Origin of the sequence: Capsulimonas corticalis (assembly GCF_003574315.2) — a bacterium.
GTDB classification, from domain to species: domain Bacteria; phylum Armatimonadota; class Armatimonadia; order Armatimonadales; family Capsulimonadaceae; genus Capsulimonas; species Capsulimonas corticalis.
On the sequence record NZ_AP025739.1, the window covers coordinates 186,617 to 206,876 of the forward strand.

The window sequence follows — 20,260 nt, forward strand, 5'->3', positions numbered from 1 at the left end:
CTATGATCCGCATCCATCGTATGACACAGGGGAGGTTCGCTGCGTTGCGAAACCTCGTCGGCCGTTCTCCGTTATGATTGTGAGATCTATTTTTTGATCAGGAGTTTCTCATCATGAATATTCGCTCGACCATACTCGCCTGCGCCGTCGCCAGCTTTCCCGGCGCGCATATGGCGCCGTGCTTCGCCGGCGCTGCCGCCGTCGATCCCAAAGCGCTTGCGCTCATCAGCGCCGTGGCGGCGGCGACCCAAAAGGCGCACAGCTTATCGGCAGACTTGACGTCGATCAATCGCTACCCTCATCCCGATCGCGAATTCCGCGAGGTGGGGATGCTTCGATACATGAAGCCGAATTATTCATATTCGGCGCTGTGGATCGCGGTGAAGGACAAGACGACGGGAAGGTGGGGCAAGCGCGGGGACGCGATGATCGGTGCATCGGACGGCAAGAATACCTGGCGCATATCCCGGGATGGCGAATACGACAAAAATAATACGGACGCCCATGGAAAACGCTTGGGGACAGGCTTCGAACCGACCTTTGACTTCTTCGACAGCAGCCAATCGATCAAAGCGCAGATCGCGGAGCAGAGGAAAAAGCAGCAGTTGATCACGCTTGCGGACGTCGGAACGCAGACTTGGGAGGGAGCCGTCTACCAGGTCGTCGAATGGGAATACAAGGTGGATTATGACTTTGGCGCAGACACGACGAAACATGCGCCGGGCGGCGTCGTCACGGAAAAAGATCGACTTTATATTGGCTCCGATCTCCTCATACACCGAGTGACCTACGAATACAATTTAGGCTGGACCGGCGAACGAGCGCTGCGCAATGTTCGGGTCAACGCCCCTATGACAGCCGCCAGTTTCCATTACAAACTGCCCGCGAACGCGCATTTGCCCGTCCCGCCTCCGCCACTCATCGCCAACGGGGCTCTCGCGCCGGACTTCACCGCCACGACGCCCGACGGCGCCTCCATCAAGCTCTCCGATCTCAAAGGCAAGGTCGTCGTGCTCGACTTCTGGTCCACCTGGTGCGGCCCCTGCCAGGCGTCCATGCCCCATCTTCAGCATGTGTATGAACAGGTCAAGGACAAGGACGTCGCTATACTGGCGGTCTGCGTGTGGGATGAAAAAGCCGCATACGACAAATGGGTCACGGCGAAAAAGGATCTCTACGGCTTCCCGACGGCGTTTGATCCCGCTGGAAACAAAGGCAAGGACATCGCCAAGGAAAAATACAGCGTCAGCGGCATTCCCACTCAGTTTGTGATCGATCGGGACGGCAAGATCGCGGCGAGCAATGTTGGCTACGATGGCGACGGGGACCATCGCCTGGAAGCCTCGCTTGCAAAACTGGGAGTAAAAGTCACGGAGCCGGAAAAGAAACCATAACGAAGACGGCGGCTGCTCCCTTGCGCTTTCCTTTCTCTTTTCCTATAATGGCGCATACGAAAACGATTCAGGAGCATCATCCCATGGCTAACGATCGCCGCGCCGCCGGCGCGCTCGTCATCCTTCTCTGCGTGGCTGTTCCGGCGCACCAGGCAAGCGCATCCCCTCGCATTGACCCACAAGCGCTTGCGGTTCTTCGCGAAGCCGCCGAGACGGCTCGAAAGGCGCGCGGCGTGGCGGCGGATTTTGTGGATGTCTCCTGCTTCACGTCCGGCGTTCGGGAGATTCACAAAGGATCTTTGCGATACCTCAAGCCACACTACTGGCGTATCGACGGATTGCGTACGGAGGAAGGGGCGCACCGACGTTTGCAGCATGGGGAAGTCACCGTGTCGGCGTCGGACGGCAAGAGCGATTGGATTTCCGACGGCGGTGGTCGCTACATGCAATTTTCTTCCAATCCTCCCATAAGTTCGGAAGGAAGGGAATTCCAGCAGGCGTCCGGATTTTTGGACGAAACTCAGTACGTGATCAACCGGCTCCATGCGCAGCAGCGCACGGGAACGTTCGTTTCTCTTGTTTATGCCGGTAAGAAAAACTGGGACGGCGCCTCGTTTCCCGTGATTCAGTGGACGCACCGCGAAATCGCCGGCGCGGCTCCAGACGCGGCGAATGCTTCGCACGAAGGCAAGATTTATCGGGACGAGATTTATATTGGCTCCGACAGGCTGGTTCACCGGGTCGTCACCACGACGCAGGGGCGCACGCTTTATGATTTTACAATCCGCCGCGTCAAGCTTGATCCTATGATGTCAGCGCGCGACTTTGCGTTCTCAGCGCCTCGGGGCGAAAAGCCGCAGGCGCCGCAGGAGGAAACGTCGCCTGTACTGCCGGCGGGAACAGCGGCGCCCGATTTCTTGGCGACAACCCCGGACGGGCGCGCGGTTCATCTTTCCGATTACAAAGGCAAGCCGGTCATTCTCGATTTCTGGGCGACCTGGTGCATGCCCTGCCAGTATGCTCTGCCGTATTTGCAGCAAGTTTACGACCGGGTGAAGGACCGGGGGGTGGCGTGTCTGGCGATCTGCGTTTACGACAAAAAAACGGAGTTCGCGCAGTGGCTCCAGATGCACAAAACCTATACTTTTGCGTCGGTGTATTCCCCGCCCGGCCCCGGCGGTTCGGATCCCGTGGCGAGCGCCTATCACCTGACGAGCATACCAGCGCAGCTTGTCATCGATAAAGACGGAAAGGTGTCCTCAAGCCATGTGGGATATTCCGACGGCTACCGCCTGGAAGCCGCGCTGGCGAACCTGGGCGTCGATGCGAATGCGCCGGAATCGAGGCGATGACGCCGCCCGGCGCTCTTGACTGTTTTTTGATCCATCCCTCCCTATAATGTCTGGATATCCCTATCCCGTCGATTGAGGAGCGCTTCATGAACACCCGACATCTCGCCGCCGCCTGCGCGCTCGCCGCGCTTCCGTTCACGCTCACCGCAGCCTGTCACGCCGATGCGCCAGACGCCAGCGCCGCGCCGGCGGCAGTCGATCCCAAGGCGCTGGCGTTGCTGGACGCCGTGGATGCGGCGACAAAGGGCGCGAAGGCGCTGACTGCGGATTTCACGGTCACATCGAGTTTTGAGCCGGGGAAGTCCATGATGCAGGAGGGCTGGCTGAAGTATCTCAAACCGAACTATCTGCGCGCGGATACCTGGCAGGTCGCGAAGGATGCGGCGACGGGCAAGTGGACGCGCACCGGATCGCCTTTTGTGACGGCCTCGGACGGAAAGAAATTCTGGATCGTCGTGCAGAATGGGGAGTATCATGAGTTCCCCGCCGATCCCTCCGGCAAGGGACTTGGCGGCGGCTCCTATCCCGGCCCCAGCTTCTTTGACGCCGGCCGCTCTTTGAGCGCGCAGCTGGAGGAGCAGCAGCAAAAGCATCTGCTGATCTCGCTGGCGTACGGCGGTAAACAGACCTGGGAGGGAGCGGATTACCAGGTGATTGATTGGGTTGCAAAGCCGGCTTTCGACTTCGGTCCCGAGCAGAGCAAGAAAGCTCCGAACGGCGTCGTCCTCTACACACAGCATCTTTATGTCGGCTCGGACAACCTGGTCCACCGGGAAGTGTACGATTACAACGTGGGCTTGACGGGCGAGCGGGCGCTGCGCAATATCGCGCTCAATCCCCTGCTGACCGCGAAGAGCTTCCACTACACGCTGCCCGCCGGCGCGCACCCGCCAAAGCCGGCGCCCGAAGCGCCGCCGGTGCTGGCGAATGGCGCCGCCGCGCCGGATTTTGTGGCGACGACGCCCGAAGGCGCGTCCGTGCTGCTGTCCAATTACCGGGGAAAAACCGTCGTGCTGGACTTCTGGGCGACCTGGTGCGGCCCCTGTCAGGCCAGCATGCCGCATCTGAACAAGGTCTACGATCAGGTCAAGGACAAGGATGTCGTGGTCCTGGCCGTGTGCGTCTGGGACGACAAGGATTCCTACGCCAAGTGGGTAACCGAGCACAAGACGACCTACGCCTTCCCTACCGTCTTCGATCCCGCCGGCAAGGCGGGCAAGAATATCGCGGGCGCGCTTTACCGTGTGAGCGGCATCCCGACGCAGTTCGTCATCGATAAGGACGGCAAAGTGGCGGCGAGCAACGTGGGGTACATGGGGGAAAGCGATCACCGTTTGGAGGGAGAGCTGGCGAAGCTGGGCGTGGACATCGCGGTTCCGGCGAGCGCAAATAGCTAACCGCTCAGTACGAATGAGCAGAGCGAGGAAAGAGGGCGCATTTCGCATGCGCCCTCTTTTTTAGCTGCCTGAACGTTATGATATGAATATTTCGAAGCTTCCGGCGCAGAGATAACTCATATCGTGATGAAGCGGCCAGGGCTGAGCGGAGAATTTCACTCTCGTCAGCGTTCATCCCAACTTTTCCCGCGACGCGCGCGATCTTGTGAGTATAAGACGACCTCATTGCAAGGCAGGAGAAGATCAGATGAAACGGAAGCAAATTGCGTTGCTATTGCCATTGCTGTTATTGCCAATCAGCGCGGGAGGCTTCGTTCACGCCTATGTCGCCTCCGGCGCCCATGCAGGCGTTCACGAACATCAACTTTGCCGTTTGCCGATGCGTCACTTCAAGCTTAAGCGCCATATTAAGCCCACGTGGGACACCACGCTGCGTCCAACGCTGCCGCCGAGAAAGTCGGTCGCGCAGGAGATCGCGGATTTGAAGGCGGGCCGGTAGAGGCCCTGCATCTGCATGTTTGACAGTCCCCCGATCCCTCTGCTACACTCAGACCGGCAAATCGCCGGCGCGGGTGTACATGAATTCCGGGTTTCTGCAGCTGTTCAACGCCTTTTTGGAGGATACGTGCGTCCTGGTGACGGTTGCGTATCTTCTGAGCCGGGGCGCGCTGCTGCCGAAGCTCTTTGACCGCAGCCGCACGCACCGCGACCAGGTCGTCCTGGCGCTGATCTTTGGATTGGTCGGCGTCAGCGAGCTGTTTCTCCCCGGCGACCGGCGTCCCTACGTCCCCTTTACCCTCGCCGCCGGATTTGCCGGTTACGCCGGCGGGCTTTCGCTGGGCCTGCTGACCTGCGGCGTCTCCATGATCCTCGCCGTGGCGGCCCTCGCCACGGGGTCCGGGCATCTGCTGCCTCTGGTCTACGCGCTGTCCGTGCTCGCGGCGGCGCTGATCGGCGCGGCCGTGGCGGGGTCGCTGCGGCGCTGGTCGCATCCTTCCCTCGCTTCCCTGATCGGCGGCGCCTTTGTGACGGGAGCGCTCGCGGAGGGCGCGCATCTGTGCCTGCGCTGGTGCGCGATCGCCGCCGCGCATGGGACAACCGGGCGTCACGCGCCCGTGCAGTCGATCCAGGGCGCCGTCGCCAGCATGGGCGCCAATAGCCTGGGGTGCATGCTGATCGCGCTGGTGCTTCAAGACGCCTACGAACGGCGGCGCATCGTGCAGCGCAGCATCGCGGCGGAGCGGGAAGTCGCGGCGCTGCGTCTCACGCAGCTTGGCGAGCTGCAAGCGCGCCTGCATCCCCATTTTCTCTTCAATGCGCTCGCGGCTATCGCCGGGCTTTGCCTGATCGACCCCGGCCGCGCGGAGCGCGCGATCACGGATCTGGGTTCGCTGCTGCGCCGGTTCCTGCAATCGCCGCGCGAGGACGCCGTGTCGCTCCAGGAGGAGATCGACACGATTCACTCGTATCTGGCGATTGAGCGGCTGCGCCTGGGCAACCGATTGACCGTGATCGAAGATTTTCCTTCCGACCTGCGCGGCGCCAAGGCGCCGCGCTTCTGTCTGCAAATCCCGGTGGAGAACGCCGTGCAGCATGGGCTGGCCAAGGCGACGCGGCCCGGGACTTTGCGGCTGCGCGCCCGGCGCCAGGGGCGGTTTCTCTCGCTGGTCGTCGCCGACGATGGCGTGGGAGTGCGGCCCCGACCGGCGGATATCGAGGCCGGCGCGGTGCACGGGCTGGACCTGCTGAAAACCCGCCTGCGGATCGCGTACGGCGATTCGGCGACGCTGCGCCTACGAGCCGCGCCCGGCGGCGGGACGATCTGCCGGATCCGCCTGCCGATCGCCAATGAGAACTGAGAGATCCATGGACGAAGCATACAAGTCATTTACGGCGCTGGTGGTGGACGACGAGCCGCTGGCGCGCGCCCATCTGGCGCATCTTCTGCGCGAGGCCGGCGTTGGCGGAGTCGCCCAGGCGGCGAGCGGCGCGGAGTGCCTGACTCGGCTCAGCGGCGCCGCGCCGCCCAACTGGGTTTTTCTCGACATTCAGATGCCCGGTATGGATGGTCTCACAACCGCCGACGCGATCCGCGAAGACCTGGATCTCGATATCGAAGCGCAGGCGCCCGCCGTCGTCTTCGTCACCGGTTACGACGAATACGCCGTGGCCGCCTTCGAGCGCGCCGCGATCGACTACCTGCTCAAGCCCGTCGAACGCGCCCGGCTCGCCAAAACGCTGCGCCGGCTCGCGGCGCGGGAGCCTTCCGAAGACGCGGCGGCCCCCACAACTCCGCTCACTTCGCTCCGAAAACTGCCCGTGCGCGCCGGGTACTCCATCCATCTGGTGGATATTGACGACATTGTGGCGGCGGCCGCCGTCGACAAACATGTCGATATCATCACGCCCACGGCGGCGCTCCCCAGCCAGTACACGCTCGCCCAGCTGGAAGCGCTGCTGCCGGAGGAGCAGTTCTCACGCGTGCATGACGGCTGGGTCGTCAATCTGACGCGTATCACCCAGCTGCATAGCCTGGGCAGCCAGCTTTATCAGCTCAGTCTCAAGGACTACGCCGCGCAGGTCCCCGTCAGCCGCCGCCGGATCTCCGCGCTGCGCGCCCGCCTTGGCCTGGAATGACTCCACGCCATCTGTCGTGAAACTATGACCGTCTGTCGCCCAAACAGCGCCGGACGGCGCACCGGCGCGAAAATGGCGTCGTTCCGTCGGACATAACACCCGTTTACGACGCAAAATAAGCGCGGAAGCCCCCAAAGAAAACAGCTGATGAACATTCACAAGGCGACCAAAAGTTATGAAGAGTGGCTGGGCGGATTCACGCCGCTCATTGAAGCCGATCTGGCGCTGAAGCACGCGCAGATGACCGCCGGGGCGTTCCCGTTTCTGCGCTCGACCTTCTATCGATGGGCGCAGCGCTGGCCGAAGGTCTGCCCGGAGATCGCGGCGGCGCCGGAAGTCCTCTCAGTCGGGGATCTGCACGTCGAGAACTTTGGAACGTGGCGCGATCCCGAGGGGCGGCTGATCTGGGGGATCAACGACTTCGATGAAGCATGCCGCCAGCCCTATACCGTGGATCTGGCGCGTCTCGCGACGAGCGCGCACCTCGCCATTGAGGCCAACCATCTCTGCCTGGAATGCGTCCACGCCTGCGAAGCCATTCTGGAGGGATACCGGGAAGGGCTGTCTCAGGGCGGCCGGCCGTTTGTCCTGGCGGAAGACCACGACTGGCTGCGCAAGACCGCGCTGGGCGACCTGCGCGATCCCGTGGAATTCTGGCGCAAGATGGACACTCTGGGCGATATCGCCGTGTCGGAAATTCCGGAAACGGCGCTGGCGGCGCTGGAGAACCGGCTGCGGGAGATCATGACTCCGGGCGCGGCGGCGCCCCAGTATCAATTGAAGCGCCGCACCGCCGGGCTTGGCAGCCTCGGGCATCCCCGCTACGTCGCCGTTACGGACTGGCAAGGCGGGCGCATCGCCCGTGAAGTCAAAGCCCTGGTTCCCAGCGCCGCCATCTGGGCGCGGGACAGCTCCGAAGTCACCGAGATCTTCTACCAGGCGATCATGAAGCGCGCGGTCCGGTGTCAGGATCCCTGCGTCCATCTGGAAGGGCGCTGGCTTCTGCGGCGTCTCGCGCCCGACTGCATCCGTGTCGAGCTCGCCGCGCTGCCGAAGGAGCACGAGGAACAGCGCCTGCTCCGCGCGATGGGTTACGAAACGGCCAATATCCACCTCGGCGAAAACAACGCCGCCGCCATCCTTCAGGATCTGGATCGGCGCGCGCCGAAGTGGCTGCATCTGGCCGCGACGGCGATGGGCGACGACACGATGGAAGACTGGCGCGCGTGGCGCGAGTCCTGACTCGAAGGAGCATATTCTGATGTTAACGATCATTCGGGATGAGAACGGCCAGACGGTCCACGATACGGACGCGGCGATCCTGCCGCGCCTGATGGCCGACGGATCCAAGCCATTCTGGCTCGACTTGCAGTCCCCGTCGCCCGAAGAGTTCGATCTGCTGAAAGAGGTCTTCCATTTCCATCCGCTCGCCATCGAAGACGCGATGAACCCGCGCCAGCGGCCCAAGCTCGACGAATACAATGGATACTTTTTCCTGACCGCCGACGAGATCAAAGTGGATCTGGACCTGGAAAGCGCAAGCCTTACGTCCAAGGACGCCAAGGACCGCGTCCAGATGCGTCAGATGAGCGTCTTCCTCGGCCCAAACTATCTCGTCACGATCCATCTGGAGCCGATCGCGGTGATTCTGAGCATGCGCGAACGCTGCGACCGAAATCACCGCCTGCTGGAACACGGCGCGGATTATCTGCTCTACACCCTGCTCGATTCACTGGCCGACAATTACTTCCCGATTCTCGACGAGCTTGCCGATACGCTGGACGATCTGGAGGACCGGATCATCGCGAAGTCGTCCGAGGATATCCTGGAAACGATCTTCGTCATCAAGCGCGTCCTGAATCTGCTGCGCAAGCATGTCGGGCCGTTCCGCGAGGTCATGCAGACACTCACGGCGCGCGATCTGTGCGGCATCCAGGAAGCGGCGCTTCCGTACTTCCGCGATGTCGCCGACCATCTGTTTCGTGTTTACGAATCGCTCGATAACTACCGCGACATTATGTCCGGGATGCTTGACGCCCACCTCACGCAGGTCTCGAACAACATGAACCGGGTCATGCAGAAGCTGTCCGCCGTCGCGACGGTCTTTCTGCCCATCACGTTCGTCACCGGCGTCTTTGGCATGAACTTCAGCAAGCAGCCCTGGGTCAACACCAACTTCTGGTTCTGGGCGTTCTTCATGCTCGCCGTCGCCACGTTCACCTACTGGTGGTTCCATCGCCGCCAATGGGTGTGACAACGGCGTCATTTCGCGCCGCCGGATATCGCGCGATTGCGTCCACCCGTCTCGCAAATCCCGCCGTATGCCCCAGGCGCCCGCTTTCCCCGAGTTTTCCGCCGCTACAATAGCACTGTCGGAAGCACGAGGAGAGTGGCGTCGTGGAAGAACTGTCGGTTCGCAGAGTGCGCCGGGCGCGGCGTACGCGTGGGGTTTGGATAACGCTGGGCGTTCTGATCGCGCTGGGGGGCGTGTCGATCGGGGCGCTGACGCGCGTGTTTCAAGCGAAGCGCGGCGAGCAGACGGGGCGCGCCACTCCCGTCGGCGTCTTTGGGACGCTCAACGATATGGCGCAGGTCGCCCTGGAGCCCACGGGCGGCTTCGTGGGCAAAAACCGCGTCAATATCCTCTGCATGGGCATTGACGACAACTGGACCGACAGCGATCAGGTCTACACGGCGCACGCCCGCACCGACACGCTTTTTCTGCTCAGCCTCGATCTGGCCAAGCGCCAGGCCTCCATGCTTTCCATTCCTCGCGACACCTATACCCACATCGCCGGAACGCGCAGCAGCACGAAGATCAACGCCGCCTATGCGATGGGCGGCCCGGAGCGCGCCGTCGCTACGGTGGATGAGCTGCTCGGCGTACGCGCCGACCACTATCTGGTCCTCAATATCGATTCGACGAAAAAGATGGTGGACGCGCTCGGCGGCGTCGATGTGAATGTCGAGCATGAGATGCACTACCATGACAAGTGGGGACATCTCAGCATCGATCTCGTCCCCGGACAACAGCATCTGGACGGCGCCACGGCCGTCGGCTTCGCGCGCTACCGGCATGGGGACGCCGGCGCGAAGATCAGCCCCGAGGACGGCGATGAACGCCGCATGTACCGCCAGCATATCTTGATGCGCGCGATGATCGAGCGCGCGAAGGGCTTCGCCAATGTCGCGCAGGCGCCGCATCTGGTCGACGTGGCGATGTCCACGATTCAAACCGACATGACGCGCACGCAGCTGTTCGATCTCGCCGCGATCTTCAAAGGGCTTCAGCCGCAGGATCTTCGGACGGCCTCGCTGACCGGCGAAGATTTCCGGGGCCCGAAAGGCGAATGGTTCTATCGCCTGGATCAGGACAAAGCCGACGCTTATGTCCGCTGGCTGATCCGCGATGACCAGACGGCGTTCCGATCGCTCATCCCCGTCGTCGTCCAGGACGCCGCCCCGGATTCCGGCGCCGCCGCGCGCGCCCTGCGCCAGCTGCAAAGCGCCGGCTACGACCAGGCGCGCATCGGCGCGGCTCCCAACTCTCGGACGGTCGATACGGCCGGCGCTTCTTCAACAGATTTACAAACTGCGACAACGCAAATTGTCGATCAAGGCGTCGTCAGCGCACAGGCGCCGCAGGATATCGGCGCCGTGCTCGGCCTGAGCGATCCCAGCGTGCGCCGTGAAGCCGTGCGCCCCAACCGGCGCGGATGGACCCCGCCCGCAAGCGTGGTCGTCACCCTTGGCTCCGACTATCCGTCGGCGCAAAACACGGATCAGAAATCGGCAAGCGACGCCGGCGACACTTTGAAAGGGCAAGATTAGACACCGTGCCGAGATCGTGGAGCAATCAAAGAAAAGGGATCTCGCAGGCGGTGGAAGCCGATCGGAAGCCCGGCGTTTCCGTCGGCCTCGCTTCCCTCCTGCTGCTGCTCTGGCTGGTCTTCCTGGCGTTCGCCGGCATCATCGGGTACGGATTTATCTCCACGACCCAGCATCCGCTCGCGGAACAGCCTCAGGCCGCCGCCGACCGTCCTCGGGAAGATTGATCGACAACGCTCACAAAGCGCTTGCTGAGGCGCCGACGTTCGGGATCAGGAGGAAAACATGGGTGTGGAAGCTCTTTGGCTGCTCGGCGCCGGCGTCACGCTGGCCGTGGTGGCGCTGCTCGGCCTGATTCCAAAATCGAACATCGGCGCTTTCCACGCCGGGAGCCGCAAACGCGCCTCCCGCGTCCCACCGTCCAATCCCGCCCCGCGTGGGATTGGCGACGACGGCGACCGCCCCACGGACCATGCCGCAGGGCAGTCGCCGACTTAATTTTACGCTTATCTTGCGTTCATCCCAGACGCCGCATGCGCGCGGACCTGGTAATAATCTCGGAATCATCTAATGTCGCTCTAACGCTGTTCTAATCCTCATGCGTAATACTATCATGCGACTGAAACGATCACATCTAGCAAAAATGTGATCTATTGACCAGACGGGATTCACCGTCCCCACGCCAAATCTTCATGAAGATGTATCGAACAAACCGTTCATTAGAAAGTCGAGAGGATCACCGTGCGTATCGGCTTTGTCATGTCCACCGAGGTTGGTCTCAAAACACAGTATCAAAATTGGCGCGACGGGCTAACGCCCGATCTTGGAATAGATCCCGAGTGGATTACGATCGATTGGTGGAAACAAGGCGGGACGCTGGAGCGGCTGCCGGGCATTCCCAAAAAAGTCAAAGCCACGCTCCGCTCCATTTTGGAGCTGCGCGAAGGTATCACGCACGGACCGTTTGACGCCCTGTTCGTCGCCAACGAGACCGTCTTCCGAGGTCAGAGTCATTTGCTGCGGAAGCAGCCGTACTTTATGACCGTTGACTCCACCCGACGCCAACTGCTCGATTTCGGCGCGCTGTACGGAAAGAAAGATAGCCGCTTTCCCATGCTGAATCGGTACACACATAACGTTCAGGTCAGCCGTCTGCGCGAGGCCCAAGCGCTTTTCCCCTGGTCCCGGTGGGCAGGCGCAAGCATAAATAGCGATTACGGCGTTGAATCCCATCGAATTCATGTCATTCCGCCAGGCATTAATTTGTCGAAGTGGAGGATGCCGGAGCGCAAGCGAAGACCCGGCCCGACGAATCTTCTATTTGTCGGCGGCGATTATTACCGCAAGGGAGGCGATCTGCTGATGGACTGGGCGGAGCGACATCACGACGGCGACTTCGTGCTGCACATGGTGACTCGGGAGCGCGCCACGCCTTGCAGCGACAAAGTGCGCATGTATCACCATCTCTCCGCCAACGATCCGGAGCTGATTTCTCTTTACCGGCAGGCCGACGCGTTTGTGCTGCCGACGCGCGGAGATTGCTATTCGATCGCCTCCATGGAAGCGATGGCCTCGGGGCTTCCCGTGATCGTGTCGCGAACCGGCGGGACCGAAGACATTATCCGCGAAGGGGAGACCGGGTATCTGATCGATCCTGGAAACGCGGCGCAGCTCGCGGAGCGTCTGGACACCATCCTCGCGGATCCGGAGCAGCGGCTCGCCATGGGGAGCAAAGCGCGGAGGGATGCTGAGGAGCGCTTCGACGTCAACAAAAACATCCGCCGTACACTTGAAGTGATGCGCTCTTATCTTCAATAGCGTGGGAATCATGCCGCAAACTATCACCGAGAACCTGGGAACTACGAACGTGATCACGTCCCCCCACCGCGCGCCGCAGCTCAGCGGCAAATCGTATTATCATCGGCGCGTCGCGATGGTGCTGAATAGCTTCATCTTCGGCGGGGTCGAAGAACATTCGTTACTGCTCAGCAGCCGCCTTCTCGATTACGGGTACGACCCGGTGGTGATCTATAAAGAAACCCCCGAACTGGAGTCTCTCACGGATCGGCTGGATCGCTTGATGGTAAAGCGGTTATCACACGACACTCTCGGTCAGGGCGCCCTGACGCAGATGCGCTCCGCCTGGGCGCTTTCCCGCGCGCTGCGCAGCCTGCATATCGATCTTCTCCACGTCCAGCTGGTCAGTTATTACGGAGGTCGCGTCCCGCTCCTCGCCGGAATGCTCGCGGGCGTCCCGACAGTCGTCACGCATCACCTTGCTCCGGCGTCTTCCCCGGGAAAAGGGCGCCGGCTGCTGAGATTTCCGTTTCTTGCGAAGACCGCCCGATTTATTGCCGTGTCCGAAGAGAATCGAGGGCTTCAAGTACGGAACATCGGATTACCGGCGGCGAAGACCGTTTGTGTCCCAAACGGGATTGTCGTCGATGACAATCCCCGCGACCGCCGGGACGCTCACGATCGCCTCTGTGACTTGATCGGAGCGCCGAGAAGCGCGTCCCTTGTCGGCGCCGTCGGCCGTTTGACGGAACAAAAAGGACTGCATTGGCTTCTCGCCTCGGCGCCGGAGATTTTGCGGCGCTGTCCAGACGCGTACTTTGTGTTCATTGGAAATGGCGAATTGCTGGAGGATCTGCGCAAGCAGGCCGCCGATCTTGGCGTGGGCGGCCGCGTTTTCTGGCTGGGATTTCGGGCGGATGCGAAGGAGCTATTGCCGGGACTGGATGTCCTGGCGATGCCGTCCCTGTATGAAGGCTTGCCGATGGTTCTCCTGGAGGCGATGGCGGCGGGAACGCCGGTCGTGGCGCACGCGGTCAGCGGCATCCCGGAAGTCATCACTCATGGGACGAACGGTTTTCTGACGAAAGTCGGCGATGTGGAAGATTTTGCAGGCCGGATCGCGTCCCTGCTGAGCGACCCCGCAGCCGCGTATCGGATCGGCGCGGAGGCGCGCGCACGCGTCATGGAGAGCTATTCCGTGGAAACGATGGCTCGGCGGACGGCGGCGCTTTACGATCAGGTGATCGATCAAAAGCGATAGGAGAAGGTAAGTTTGCGTGAGGCCGGCGACCACCCGCAGGGCAGTCGCCGACTTAGCAGTTTAGAAACGGATGCCCGCCGTGAGGCTGGCGCCGCTCAGGTCGAATGTTCTTACTTTGCTGGTGGCGTAGTAGCGCGCCTCAACAAAGTAATTTTCCTTCAGGCTCACGCCCGCGTAGATGCTGCCGTAAGCGCCGCCGCTCGTGCCGGACGGGACATTGTCATCCTTCGATTTCAGGTTGACGACCAGCAGCCCCGCGCTGGCTCCCGTGTAGGGCGTCGCGCCGCCGGACGCATCCGAATGCGTCCGGTAGGTGACGCCGATCGGAACGATCAGCACATTGTTATCCCCTTTGGACTGATAAATGACGTTGAGTTCCGGCGCCCAGATCGAATGGGCGGCGGACTGCCCTACCCCGCCGATTCCCAGGCCGATCGACGACCAGGAAGAGCCGAACCGATCCTTCGTGTGGCTGTTCGTGGGAAGGTAAAGCTGGTAATCCGCGCCGATCATCAGGCGGTGATGCGCCGGCTTGCTCTCGGGCGCGGGCGCGCTGTCCGTGCTGGCGGCGGGAGTGGCGGCGTTGGGCGTCATCGCCGGCGACGCGCCGCTGGGGGCCGCGCCGCTGGGGGCCGCGCCGGGTTCGGACGCGTTTGGTCCAACCGCCGGAGCCGCGTCCTGCGCGGCGGCGAATCGCGGAACCGCGGCAGTCGCCGTGGCCGCAAGGGCTATCCATATCAATGAGCGTGTGATCGAATGCATTGAGCGTCTCCTCCCGAAAAATCCCTCCCAGTTTACCCGCTCGCCGGCCGTTCGCAGTAGCCCAAAGCGATATAGCTTTCAATTTGCGGAAATCCGGCGCTGGCGAATCGTCGGCTCCGGACGTCGATCCCTCGCCGCGCGAGGTTAGAGATACGACGCTTTGTCGGAAATTCTCTGCACTGTTGACATTTCGTCCGTGAATTTGCCACTATCTGATACGAAAAGTCGCAATGGAGCGATCAAGGACGATGACAATGGACGCCACGGATATCCGAATTCTCAGATTGCTGCAAAGCAACGGACGGCTCAGTATCGAGCAGGTCGCGCAGACAGTGCATCTTTCCCGTCCCGCCGTCCACGAGCGCGTGCGCCGCCTGGAGCAGACCGGCGCGATCCGAGGTTACCAGGCGCAGATCGACTGGGCCGCCGTCGGCCTTCCCATCACAGCGTTTGTTTCCGTCCGCACATCCATCTCCGCCGCCGGCGTCGCCATCGCCATCGTCGCCCTGAACGCCGAGTATGAAGACGCGCTGGTGGAAGACTGTCACCAGATCATCGGGGAATGGTGTCTGCTCGTGAAGATCCGCGCCGGATCGTCCCGGGCGTTACAGATCATCCTGGACCGGGTCCGAAGCTTATCGGGGGTCCAGGAGACGATGACGACCATCTCGCTCTTCGCCACCAGCGAAGCCTGCCTGCCGGGCGGCGAAGGCGCCGTCCCTGGAGAAAAATCGTGACCAAGCATCACCTCTATTATGACGTCGTCCCGGTTCGATCCACGAGATCGCCGGGCCAATCATTCAAAGAACTATTGCGTCAATCACTATTCAGCGCACAAGACACGTCTCTGGAGACCACGGCGGCGCATGTGACGCTGTGGCTGGAGCGCGGCGAATGCGTCAGTCTCAAAGCGGGGCGACCGTTCCAGCTCGAATGCAGCGAGGGGGAGGCGTGGGTGACGGTCGAAGGCGACGCGCGGGACTATCGGCTGACGCCCCGCGCCGGCGTCTCCATCCCCGGCGGCGCGCGCGTGGTGGCGCAGGCGCTCGCCGACAGCCGGATTGCCATTCAATCCCAGCGCCAGATATAATGGCGGGATGGAAATCCAGAGAATATCGATCGTCGGGACCACGGGGTCGGGGAAAAGCACGCTGGCGCGCAAGCTCGGGCAGGCGCTGGACATCCCGGTGACGGAGCTTGACGCCCTGTTCTGGGGGCCGGATTGGACCTCGGTGAGCGATGCGCAGCTCAGCAACCGTGTCCGAGACGCGGTCGCGGGCGAGCGCTGGGTCATTGAGGGAGGATATTCGCGCGTCCGCCCGCAGATCTGGGGACGCGCGGACACAGTCATCTGGCTGGACTATTCGTTCCCCGTCAACTTCGCCCGCCTCGCTCAACGCACCGCCCGCCGGATCTTGTTTCGGGAGTCCCTATGGAGCGGCAATCGCGAATCGCTTCAGCGGACATTCTCGCGCGATTCCATTCTCGTCTGGATGATCAAAACCCATGGGCCAAACAAAAAGAAGTTCGCCGCCCAGTTCGCGCAGCCGGAATACGCCCATTTGAACGTACGCCGCTTTCGGTCGCCGCGCCAAACGGACGCCTGGCTGCGCGAGGTCTCTTCAAAACGCCGTCGGTGACGATGCTTTTACGACGGCGGATTGGTAAGCGGCTGGCGGACCACATGATCGGGAAATTGATAGGTTCTGGCCTGGCCCCAGCGCATCCATTTCACGTGACCATCGAAGAAGATATAATTGGAGCCGCCGCTATGGCGATCGTACGCGATCCATCCTTGTTTGTCATACGGAGGCGGCGCGGTTCCCGAACGCACGAGGCTTGCCTCGCCTGGCCAGGTATCGTAATCGTCCTGCGGAATATAACCGAATCCCCCCAAAGCCGGAGCGTTCGCGGCGGCGTCCAGCGCCGTCGAATTTCGCTCCGAGAACATGATGATATTCTCATCGGGCAGCGCACTGATGGCCGCCTCGGTCGCAAAGCCGGGGAGCACGCCTTCTTTGACATAGCGACAGGATTTGTGCGTAAAAATGGAGTTCAGAAGATATGACCACATTGCCCAGTGGTTTGACTCGGCCTGGCACTGCTCTCCATTCGGAGCGGCGCTGCACTCATCCCCAAGATTCGTGATGCCGCCGTTGTATTCCTGAATACTGCCCGCCTGCTGCTTCGAATGAGGCTCGGGATCGTCGGGGCAGTAGATCACATCCCGGCTTTTCAAATAAGGCTGGAAGAAGATGGCCCACGGCTTCTCCGCATTGCTGTTCCCATTGCCGCCGCCCGTGCATCCACTCACTGCGCCGGGCAGGTCGTGGACCTGAGTTCCATCATCGAGCACGTAGTCTTCATGGTGATGGTAAAGCGCCCCGTCGTTGTCCTGCATATACTGCATGGCCGCTAACCCGATCTGCCGCTCATTGGAAAGACACGCCGTCTGCCGCGCCTTTTCGCGCGCCTTGGCGAAGACTGGGAAGAGAATGGCGGCGAGAATTGCGATTATAGCGATGACAACGAGAAGCTCGATCAGAGTAAATGCCTCGGAACGTGTTCGAGGCCGAAGTGGCTTGGTCGAGAGCATACAATGCATCCTTTCATGCGATGACGATCACGGCGCAAACGTACTCCGCCACGATCTATTACAGACATCCTGAATATTACCTGATTTTATCCTAAATTTGTAATTATCAGATTAATCCCCGGTTACACTCAGCGCGGGTCCGATTGTCTCGGAGCACTTTTCGTCCGAAGGCGAAATTTGAGTATACTAACGGGAGAACGTATTGTATGTAAGAAGAGGCGTGATTATGAAGGGGCATGAGTTTCAAAGCGGACTTCGCTTGCAGGATTGGATCGAGCATGAGCTTAGCCACCTCGCGGCGAAGGAGCAGGAAGATGCGGTCAGCGTGAATATCGCGGACCGCAATCTTTCGCTGCGCACCCCGGTCGTCATTCACGTGCAGCTGGCGCGGATCGCGGAAAAGCTGGGGCGCAGCAAGAGCGGGGTTTCGGAGGAGATCCTTCAGCACGCCGTGCGCGATGTCTACCAGCAGTTCGGACTGCCGCCCGTCACGCGCGAGGATGTGGAAGAGTTCGCCGCCGGCGCGGAAAAGCCGGCGGCGGAAAAGCCCTAAACCGTCTCAGCTTCGTCCCGCGCCAGAATATCGTTCAAGAACCGGTGCATGATGTAGGCGTCGACGAGGCCGAGGCGGCTGTGGCGATAGGCTTTGGGAATGACGCCGATCGTGGCGAAGCCAAGCGATTTCCAGAGGGACACGGCGCGCTCGTTGGAGCTGACGACGAAGTTAAACTGCATCGCCTCGTATCCCCTCGCCCGCGCGGTGCGCAGCGCATGCTCGCCCATGGCGCGGCCCGCGCCGTGGCCGGACCAGGCCGGCGACACCATGAACGCGGCGTTGGCGACGTGGCTTCCAAGCCCCGGCTGATTGGGCTTCAGGAAATAGCTTCCAACGACCGCGCCGCCGTGCGTCGCCACGAAGGTGCTCGCCGCGGGCGACATCCACAACGCGAGCGCTTCATCGGATGTCGTGTCTGGGTCGTAAGCGTATGTTGCGCCATCGGCGACGACGCTTTGAAAGATCGGCCAGATCGCCGGCCAATCCGAGGGGGCCGCCTGTCGTATTTCGAGCACGGAAATCTCCTCAGACGCGGCTTTAATTCGTCTCGGCCGTCACGGCAAGTTCATTGCTGACCGTGTAGCCGGCGTAGTCTTTACGGATCGCGTCCTGCGCCACGTCGCCCGCCCGGTCCTTCATGCGCTGAGTGACGACATGGCCTTTGAGATGCACCACGCGGTGCGCCGTGTCCACGTTGATTTCATTGCGGACATCGTTGAGCAGGACATCGCGAATGATCGCCGTCTTGACCTGCGGGGTCACGAGGAGCGCGGCGTCCACTTCCTTGGGCGCGTCCTTCACCGCCGCCGTCGCCTGATCCGTGGCGGTCACGACCTTCTGCGCGGCGGTGTCGGTCGCCGCCGAAACCTTGGCGCCGGCTTGATCGGTCTTCTGAACGACCGTTGTCGCCGCCTGGTCCGCCTGCTGCTTCGCCTTCGCGGCGGCGTCCTGAGCCGCCGTCGTCACCACGGCGGCGTTTTTGTTCGCGTCTTCCGAAGCGCCCTCGATCGCGTGCGAGCATCCCGCAAGCGTCGCGCCCGTCATCGCCAGCGTCGCTCCCGCCGCCGCAAGCGCCGCGATCCGTATCCATGGCTTCCGCACCATTGCTGTCTCCTTCATCGGCGAGGCGCGGCTTATGCGCCGGCTCGCTTGTCCACGCTTAATTATTCCCACGAATCGCTCGGATTCATCGGAATTGGGAACACCTTGCGTCACAATAAAGTTATGGATTGTGACAGATGTGACATGACGGTTTCATTATCGTAAATTTGAGTTCAGGAGAAATAGGTAATCATGAGTAAAGCCGCTGACGTTACGCGGGAGAATTTCGAGAACGAAGTGCTGGGATCGGATGTCCCGGTGCTGGTGGATTTCTGGGCGCCCTGGTGTCCGCCGTGCCGCGCGATCGGCCCGGAGATCGACGCCGCTTCCGAGCAGCTCACCGGACGCGCCAAGATCGTCAAGCTGAATGTGGACGACGAGCCGGAGATCGAATCCCGTTATGGCGTGCGCACGATCCCGACTTTGATCATCTTCAAGGGCGGCCAGCCCGTCGACACCATCCACGGGGCTGTCCCGCGACGTATGATTGTGGAACGGATCGAAGCACAGATCGGGGCGTAACCCCATGCGGCTTTCTCGAAAAGGATCGGCCCTCGCGTGGTCGATCCTGGCGCTTTGCTCTATGACTATTACTAACCAAATGGCGCCGGCGGATCCGCCGGCGCCGACATTCGACCTCTGGCCCGCGACCGCGCCGGGCGAGCAGAGTTCTTCTCCAGGAAAAATCAGCGACGATCACGGCGGCAACGTGCTTCGCCTGACAGACGTCACCCAGCCCCAGCTTCAGCTTTTCCCGGCGGAGGGCAAAGGTCCCCACCCTGCGGTCCTCGTGCTCCCCGGCGGCGGATACAGCATCCTTGCGATCGACCTGGAGGGAACGGAAGTCGCCGCGTGGCTGAATAAGCTCGGCTTCACCGTCGCCGTCCTCACATATCGCGTGCCGGACAAGCGCGACGCGGCCTTTCAGGACGGCCAGCGCGCCATCTCCCTGCTGCGCGCCCGCGCCAAGGAGTTCGGGATCGATCCCAAGCACCTGGGCGTCCTCGGCTTTTCCGCCGGCGGACACCTCACCGCGCGCCTCGCCACGGGATACGCAGCGCGCTCCTACACGCCGGTCGACGCCGCCGACCAGCAAAGCGACCGCCCGGACTTCGCCGCCCTGATCTATCCGGCCTATCTCTTCGACAGCGCCACGGGCCTGCCCGCTCCCGAGGTCAAACCGCACGCCGGCATGCCGCCGATCTTCCTGACGCAAACACTCGACGACGGCTACCTCACCGCCCCCGCCTACGCGACGGCGCTGGAGCAAGCCGGCGTCCCCGTCCACGGCGCCTACTACCTCAAAGGCGGCCACGGCTACGGCCTGCGCGCCCCCGCCGACCAGCCCGTACACGGCTGGGCCGACGCCGCAGGGGCGTGGTTGAAGGAGCAGATCGGGAAGAAGCGGTGAAGTCCAGAGGCTCGGCGTCGCTCGGTCAAAGGCAGGCCCTTCGGCGCTCCCTCTGAGCGCCCCGCCCCGACGCTTCGCTCGACCTCTTCAAACCCACCCCCGCGCTTCGCGCGACCCCTCCCTCGGGCGGGAAGGGTTATTTCAGAGCGTGTTATCGCAGGCGGCTCT

The 20,260-nt window shown here is 61.9% G+C and carries 23 protein-coding genes; 19 read left to right on the plus strand and 4 right to left on the minus strand.

The window, feature by feature from the left end:
• Positions 1-113 precede the first annotated feature (113 nt).
• From D5261_RS00895 to D5261_RS00955, 13 genes are all read left to right on the plus strand, one after another.
• The gene (locus D5261_RS00895) at positions 114-1,394 is read left to right on the plus strand and encodes a TlpA family protein disulfide reductase (RefSeq protein WP_119320078.1); all 1,281 of its coding nucleotides are present in this window, start codon (positions 114-116) and stop codon (positions 1,392-1,394) included.
• Positions 1,395-1,477: 83 nt separating this feature from the next.
• The gene (locus D5261_RS00900) at positions 1,478-2,746 is read left to right on the plus strand and encodes a TlpA family protein disulfide reductase (protein ID WP_165863990.1); all 1,269 of its coding nucleotides are present in this window, start codon (positions 1,478-1,480) and stop codon (positions 2,744-2,746) included.
• Positions 2,747-2,832: 86 nt separating this feature from the next.
• Positions 2,833-4,143, plus strand: coding sequence for a redoxin domain-containing protein (locus D5261_RS00905; RefSeq protein WP_119320080.1), 1,311 nt, complete (start codon positions 2,833-2,835; stop codon positions 4,141-4,143).
• Between the two features lie 247 nt (positions 4,144-4,390).
• Entirely contained in the window at positions 4,391-4,642 is a 252-nt protein-coding gene (locus tag D5261_RS00910) for a hypothetical protein (protein ID WP_119320081.1), read from the plus strand.
• Between the two features lie 79 nt (positions 4,643-4,721).
• Positions 4,722-6,002, plus strand: coding sequence for a sensor histidine kinase (locus D5261_RS00915; RefSeq protein WP_119320082.1), 1,281 nt, complete (start codon positions 4,722-4,724; stop codon positions 6,000-6,002).
• Positions 6,003-6,009: 7 nt separating this feature from the next.
• Positions 6,010-6,780, plus strand: coding sequence for a LytR/AlgR family response regulator transcription factor (locus D5261_RS00920; RefSeq protein ID WP_165863991.1), 771 nt, complete (start codon positions 6,010-6,012; stop codon positions 6,778-6,780).
• A 147-nt stretch (positions 6,781-6,927) separates the two neighbouring features.
• On the plus strand, positions 6,928-8,022 hold the full coding sequence (locus D5261_RS00925) for a DUF2252 family protein (RefSeq protein ID WP_119320084.1): 1,095 nt from the start codon (positions 6,928-6,930) through the stop codon (positions 8,020-8,022).
• A 19-nt stretch (positions 8,023-8,041) separates the two neighbouring features.
• Positions 8,042-9,034 carry a magnesium/cobalt transporter CorA gene (gene corA / locus D5261_RS00930; protein WP_119320085.1) on the plus strand — a complete coding sequence of 331 codons (993 nt, stop codon included), beginning with the start codon at positions 8,042-8,044 and terminating at the stop codon, positions 9,032-9,034.
• A gap of 143 nt (positions 9,035-9,177) precedes the next feature.
• A complete protein-coding gene (locus tag D5261_RS00935; RefSeq protein ID WP_125205836.1) occupies positions 9,178-10,611 on the plus strand; it encodes an LCP family protein in 1,434 nt (477 codons plus the stop codon).
• 5 nt (positions 10,612-10,616) lie between these two features.
• On the plus strand, positions 10,617-10,835 hold the full coding sequence (locus D5261_RS00940; protein WP_125205837.1) for a hypothetical protein: 219 nt from the start codon (positions 10,617-10,619) through the stop codon (positions 10,833-10,835).
• Between the two features lie 58 nt (positions 10,836-10,893).
• Entirely contained in the window at positions 10,894-11,106 is a 213-nt protein-coding gene (locus tag D5261_RS00945) for a hypothetical protein (protein ID WP_119320087.1), read from the plus strand.
• Between the two features lie 243 nt (positions 11,107-11,349).
• Positions 11,350-12,426, plus strand: coding sequence for a glycosyltransferase family 4 protein (locus tag D5261_RS00950; RefSeq protein WP_125205838.1), 1,077 nt, complete (start codon positions 11,350-11,352; stop codon positions 12,424-12,426).
• A 10-nt stretch (positions 12,427-12,436) separates the two neighbouring features.
• On the plus strand, positions 12,437-13,666 hold the full coding sequence (locus D5261_RS00955; protein WP_125205839.1) for a glycosyltransferase family 4 protein: 1,230 nt from the start codon (positions 12,437-12,439) through the stop codon (positions 13,664-13,666).
• Between the two features lie 60 nt (positions 13,667-13,726).
• Here D5261_RS00955 and D5261_RS00960 read toward each other — a convergent pair whose 3' ends face one another.
• Positions 13,727-14,428, minus strand: coding sequence for a hypothetical protein (locus tag D5261_RS00960; protein WP_174721473.1), 702 nt, complete (start codon positions 14,426-14,428; stop codon positions 13,727-13,729).
• A gap of 230 nt (positions 14,429-14,658) precedes the next feature.
• Here D5261_RS00960 and D5261_RS00965 point away from each other — a divergent pair, with 230 nt between their 5' ends.
• From D5261_RS00965 to D5261_RS00975, 3 genes are read left to right on the plus strand one after another with little or no spacing between them, the layout of a single operon-like run.
• Entirely contained in the window at positions 14,659-15,165 is a 507-nt protein-coding gene (locus D5261_RS00965; protein ID WP_119320090.1) for an Lrp/AsnC family transcriptional regulator, read from the plus strand.
• Positions 15,162-15,518 carry a DUF2917 domain-containing protein gene (locus D5261_RS00970; protein ID WP_165863993.1) on the plus strand — a complete coding sequence of 119 codons (357 nt, stop codon included), beginning with the start codon at positions 15,162-15,164 and terminating at the stop codon, positions 15,516-15,518. The genes D5261_RS00965 and D5261_RS00970 overlap by 4 nt, the downstream gene beginning before the upstream one ends.
• Positions 15,519-15,525: 7 nt before the next feature.
• Positions 15,526-16,068, plus strand: coding sequence for a P-loop NTPase family protein (locus tag D5261_RS00975; protein ID WP_218025512.1), 543 nt, complete (start codon positions 15,526-15,528; stop codon positions 16,066-16,068).
• Between the two features lie 8 nt (positions 16,069-16,076).
• Here D5261_RS00975 and D5261_RS00980 read toward each other — a convergent pair whose 3' ends face one another.
• Entirely contained in the window at positions 16,077-17,024 is a 948-nt protein-coding gene (locus tag D5261_RS00980; protein ID WP_119320092.1) for a prepilin-type N-terminal cleavage/methylation domain-containing protein, read from the minus strand.
• Between the two features lie 226 nt (positions 17,025-17,250).
• Between D5261_RS00980 and D5261_RS00985 the strand changes: the two genes are divergently transcribed.
• On the plus strand, positions 17,251-17,577 hold the full coding sequence (locus D5261_RS00985) for a hypothetical protein (RefSeq protein ID WP_119320093.1): 327 nt from the start codon (positions 17,251-17,253) through the stop codon (positions 17,575-17,577).
• Here D5261_RS00985 and D5261_RS00990 read toward each other — a convergent pair.
• Together D5261_RS00990 and D5261_RS00995 are read right to left on the minus strand one after the other, a co-directional pair.
• Positions 17,574-18,095, minus strand: coding sequence for a GNAT family N-acetyltransferase (locus D5261_RS00990; RefSeq protein WP_218025513.1), 522 nt, complete (start codon positions 18,093-18,095; stop codon positions 17,574-17,576). The genes D5261_RS00985 and D5261_RS00990 overlap by 4 nt on opposite strands.
• 22 nt (positions 18,096-18,117) lie before the next feature.
• Complete coding sequence (locus D5261_RS00995; protein ID WP_119320095.1) at positions 18,118-18,684, minus strand: BON domain-containing protein; 567 nt, start codon at positions 18,682-18,684, stop codon at positions 18,118-18,120.
• A 189-nt stretch (positions 18,685-18,873) separates the two neighbouring features.
• Between D5261_RS00995 and trxA the strand changes: the two genes are divergently transcribed.
• Together trxA and D5261_RS01005 are read left to right on the plus strand one after the other, a co-directional pair.
• Complete coding sequence (gene trxA, locus D5261_RS01000; protein ID WP_119320096.1) at positions 18,874-19,203, plus strand: thioredoxin; 330 nt, start codon at positions 18,874-18,876, stop codon at positions 19,201-19,203.
• Positions 19,204-19,264: 61 nt separating this feature from the next.
• Positions 19,265-20,092, plus strand: a complete 828-nt coding sequence (locus tag D5261_RS01005) for an alpha/beta hydrolase (RefSeq protein ID WP_165863994.1) — start codon at positions 19,265-19,267, stop codon at positions 20,090-20,092.
• Positions 20,093-20,260: the final 168 nt, after the last annotated feature.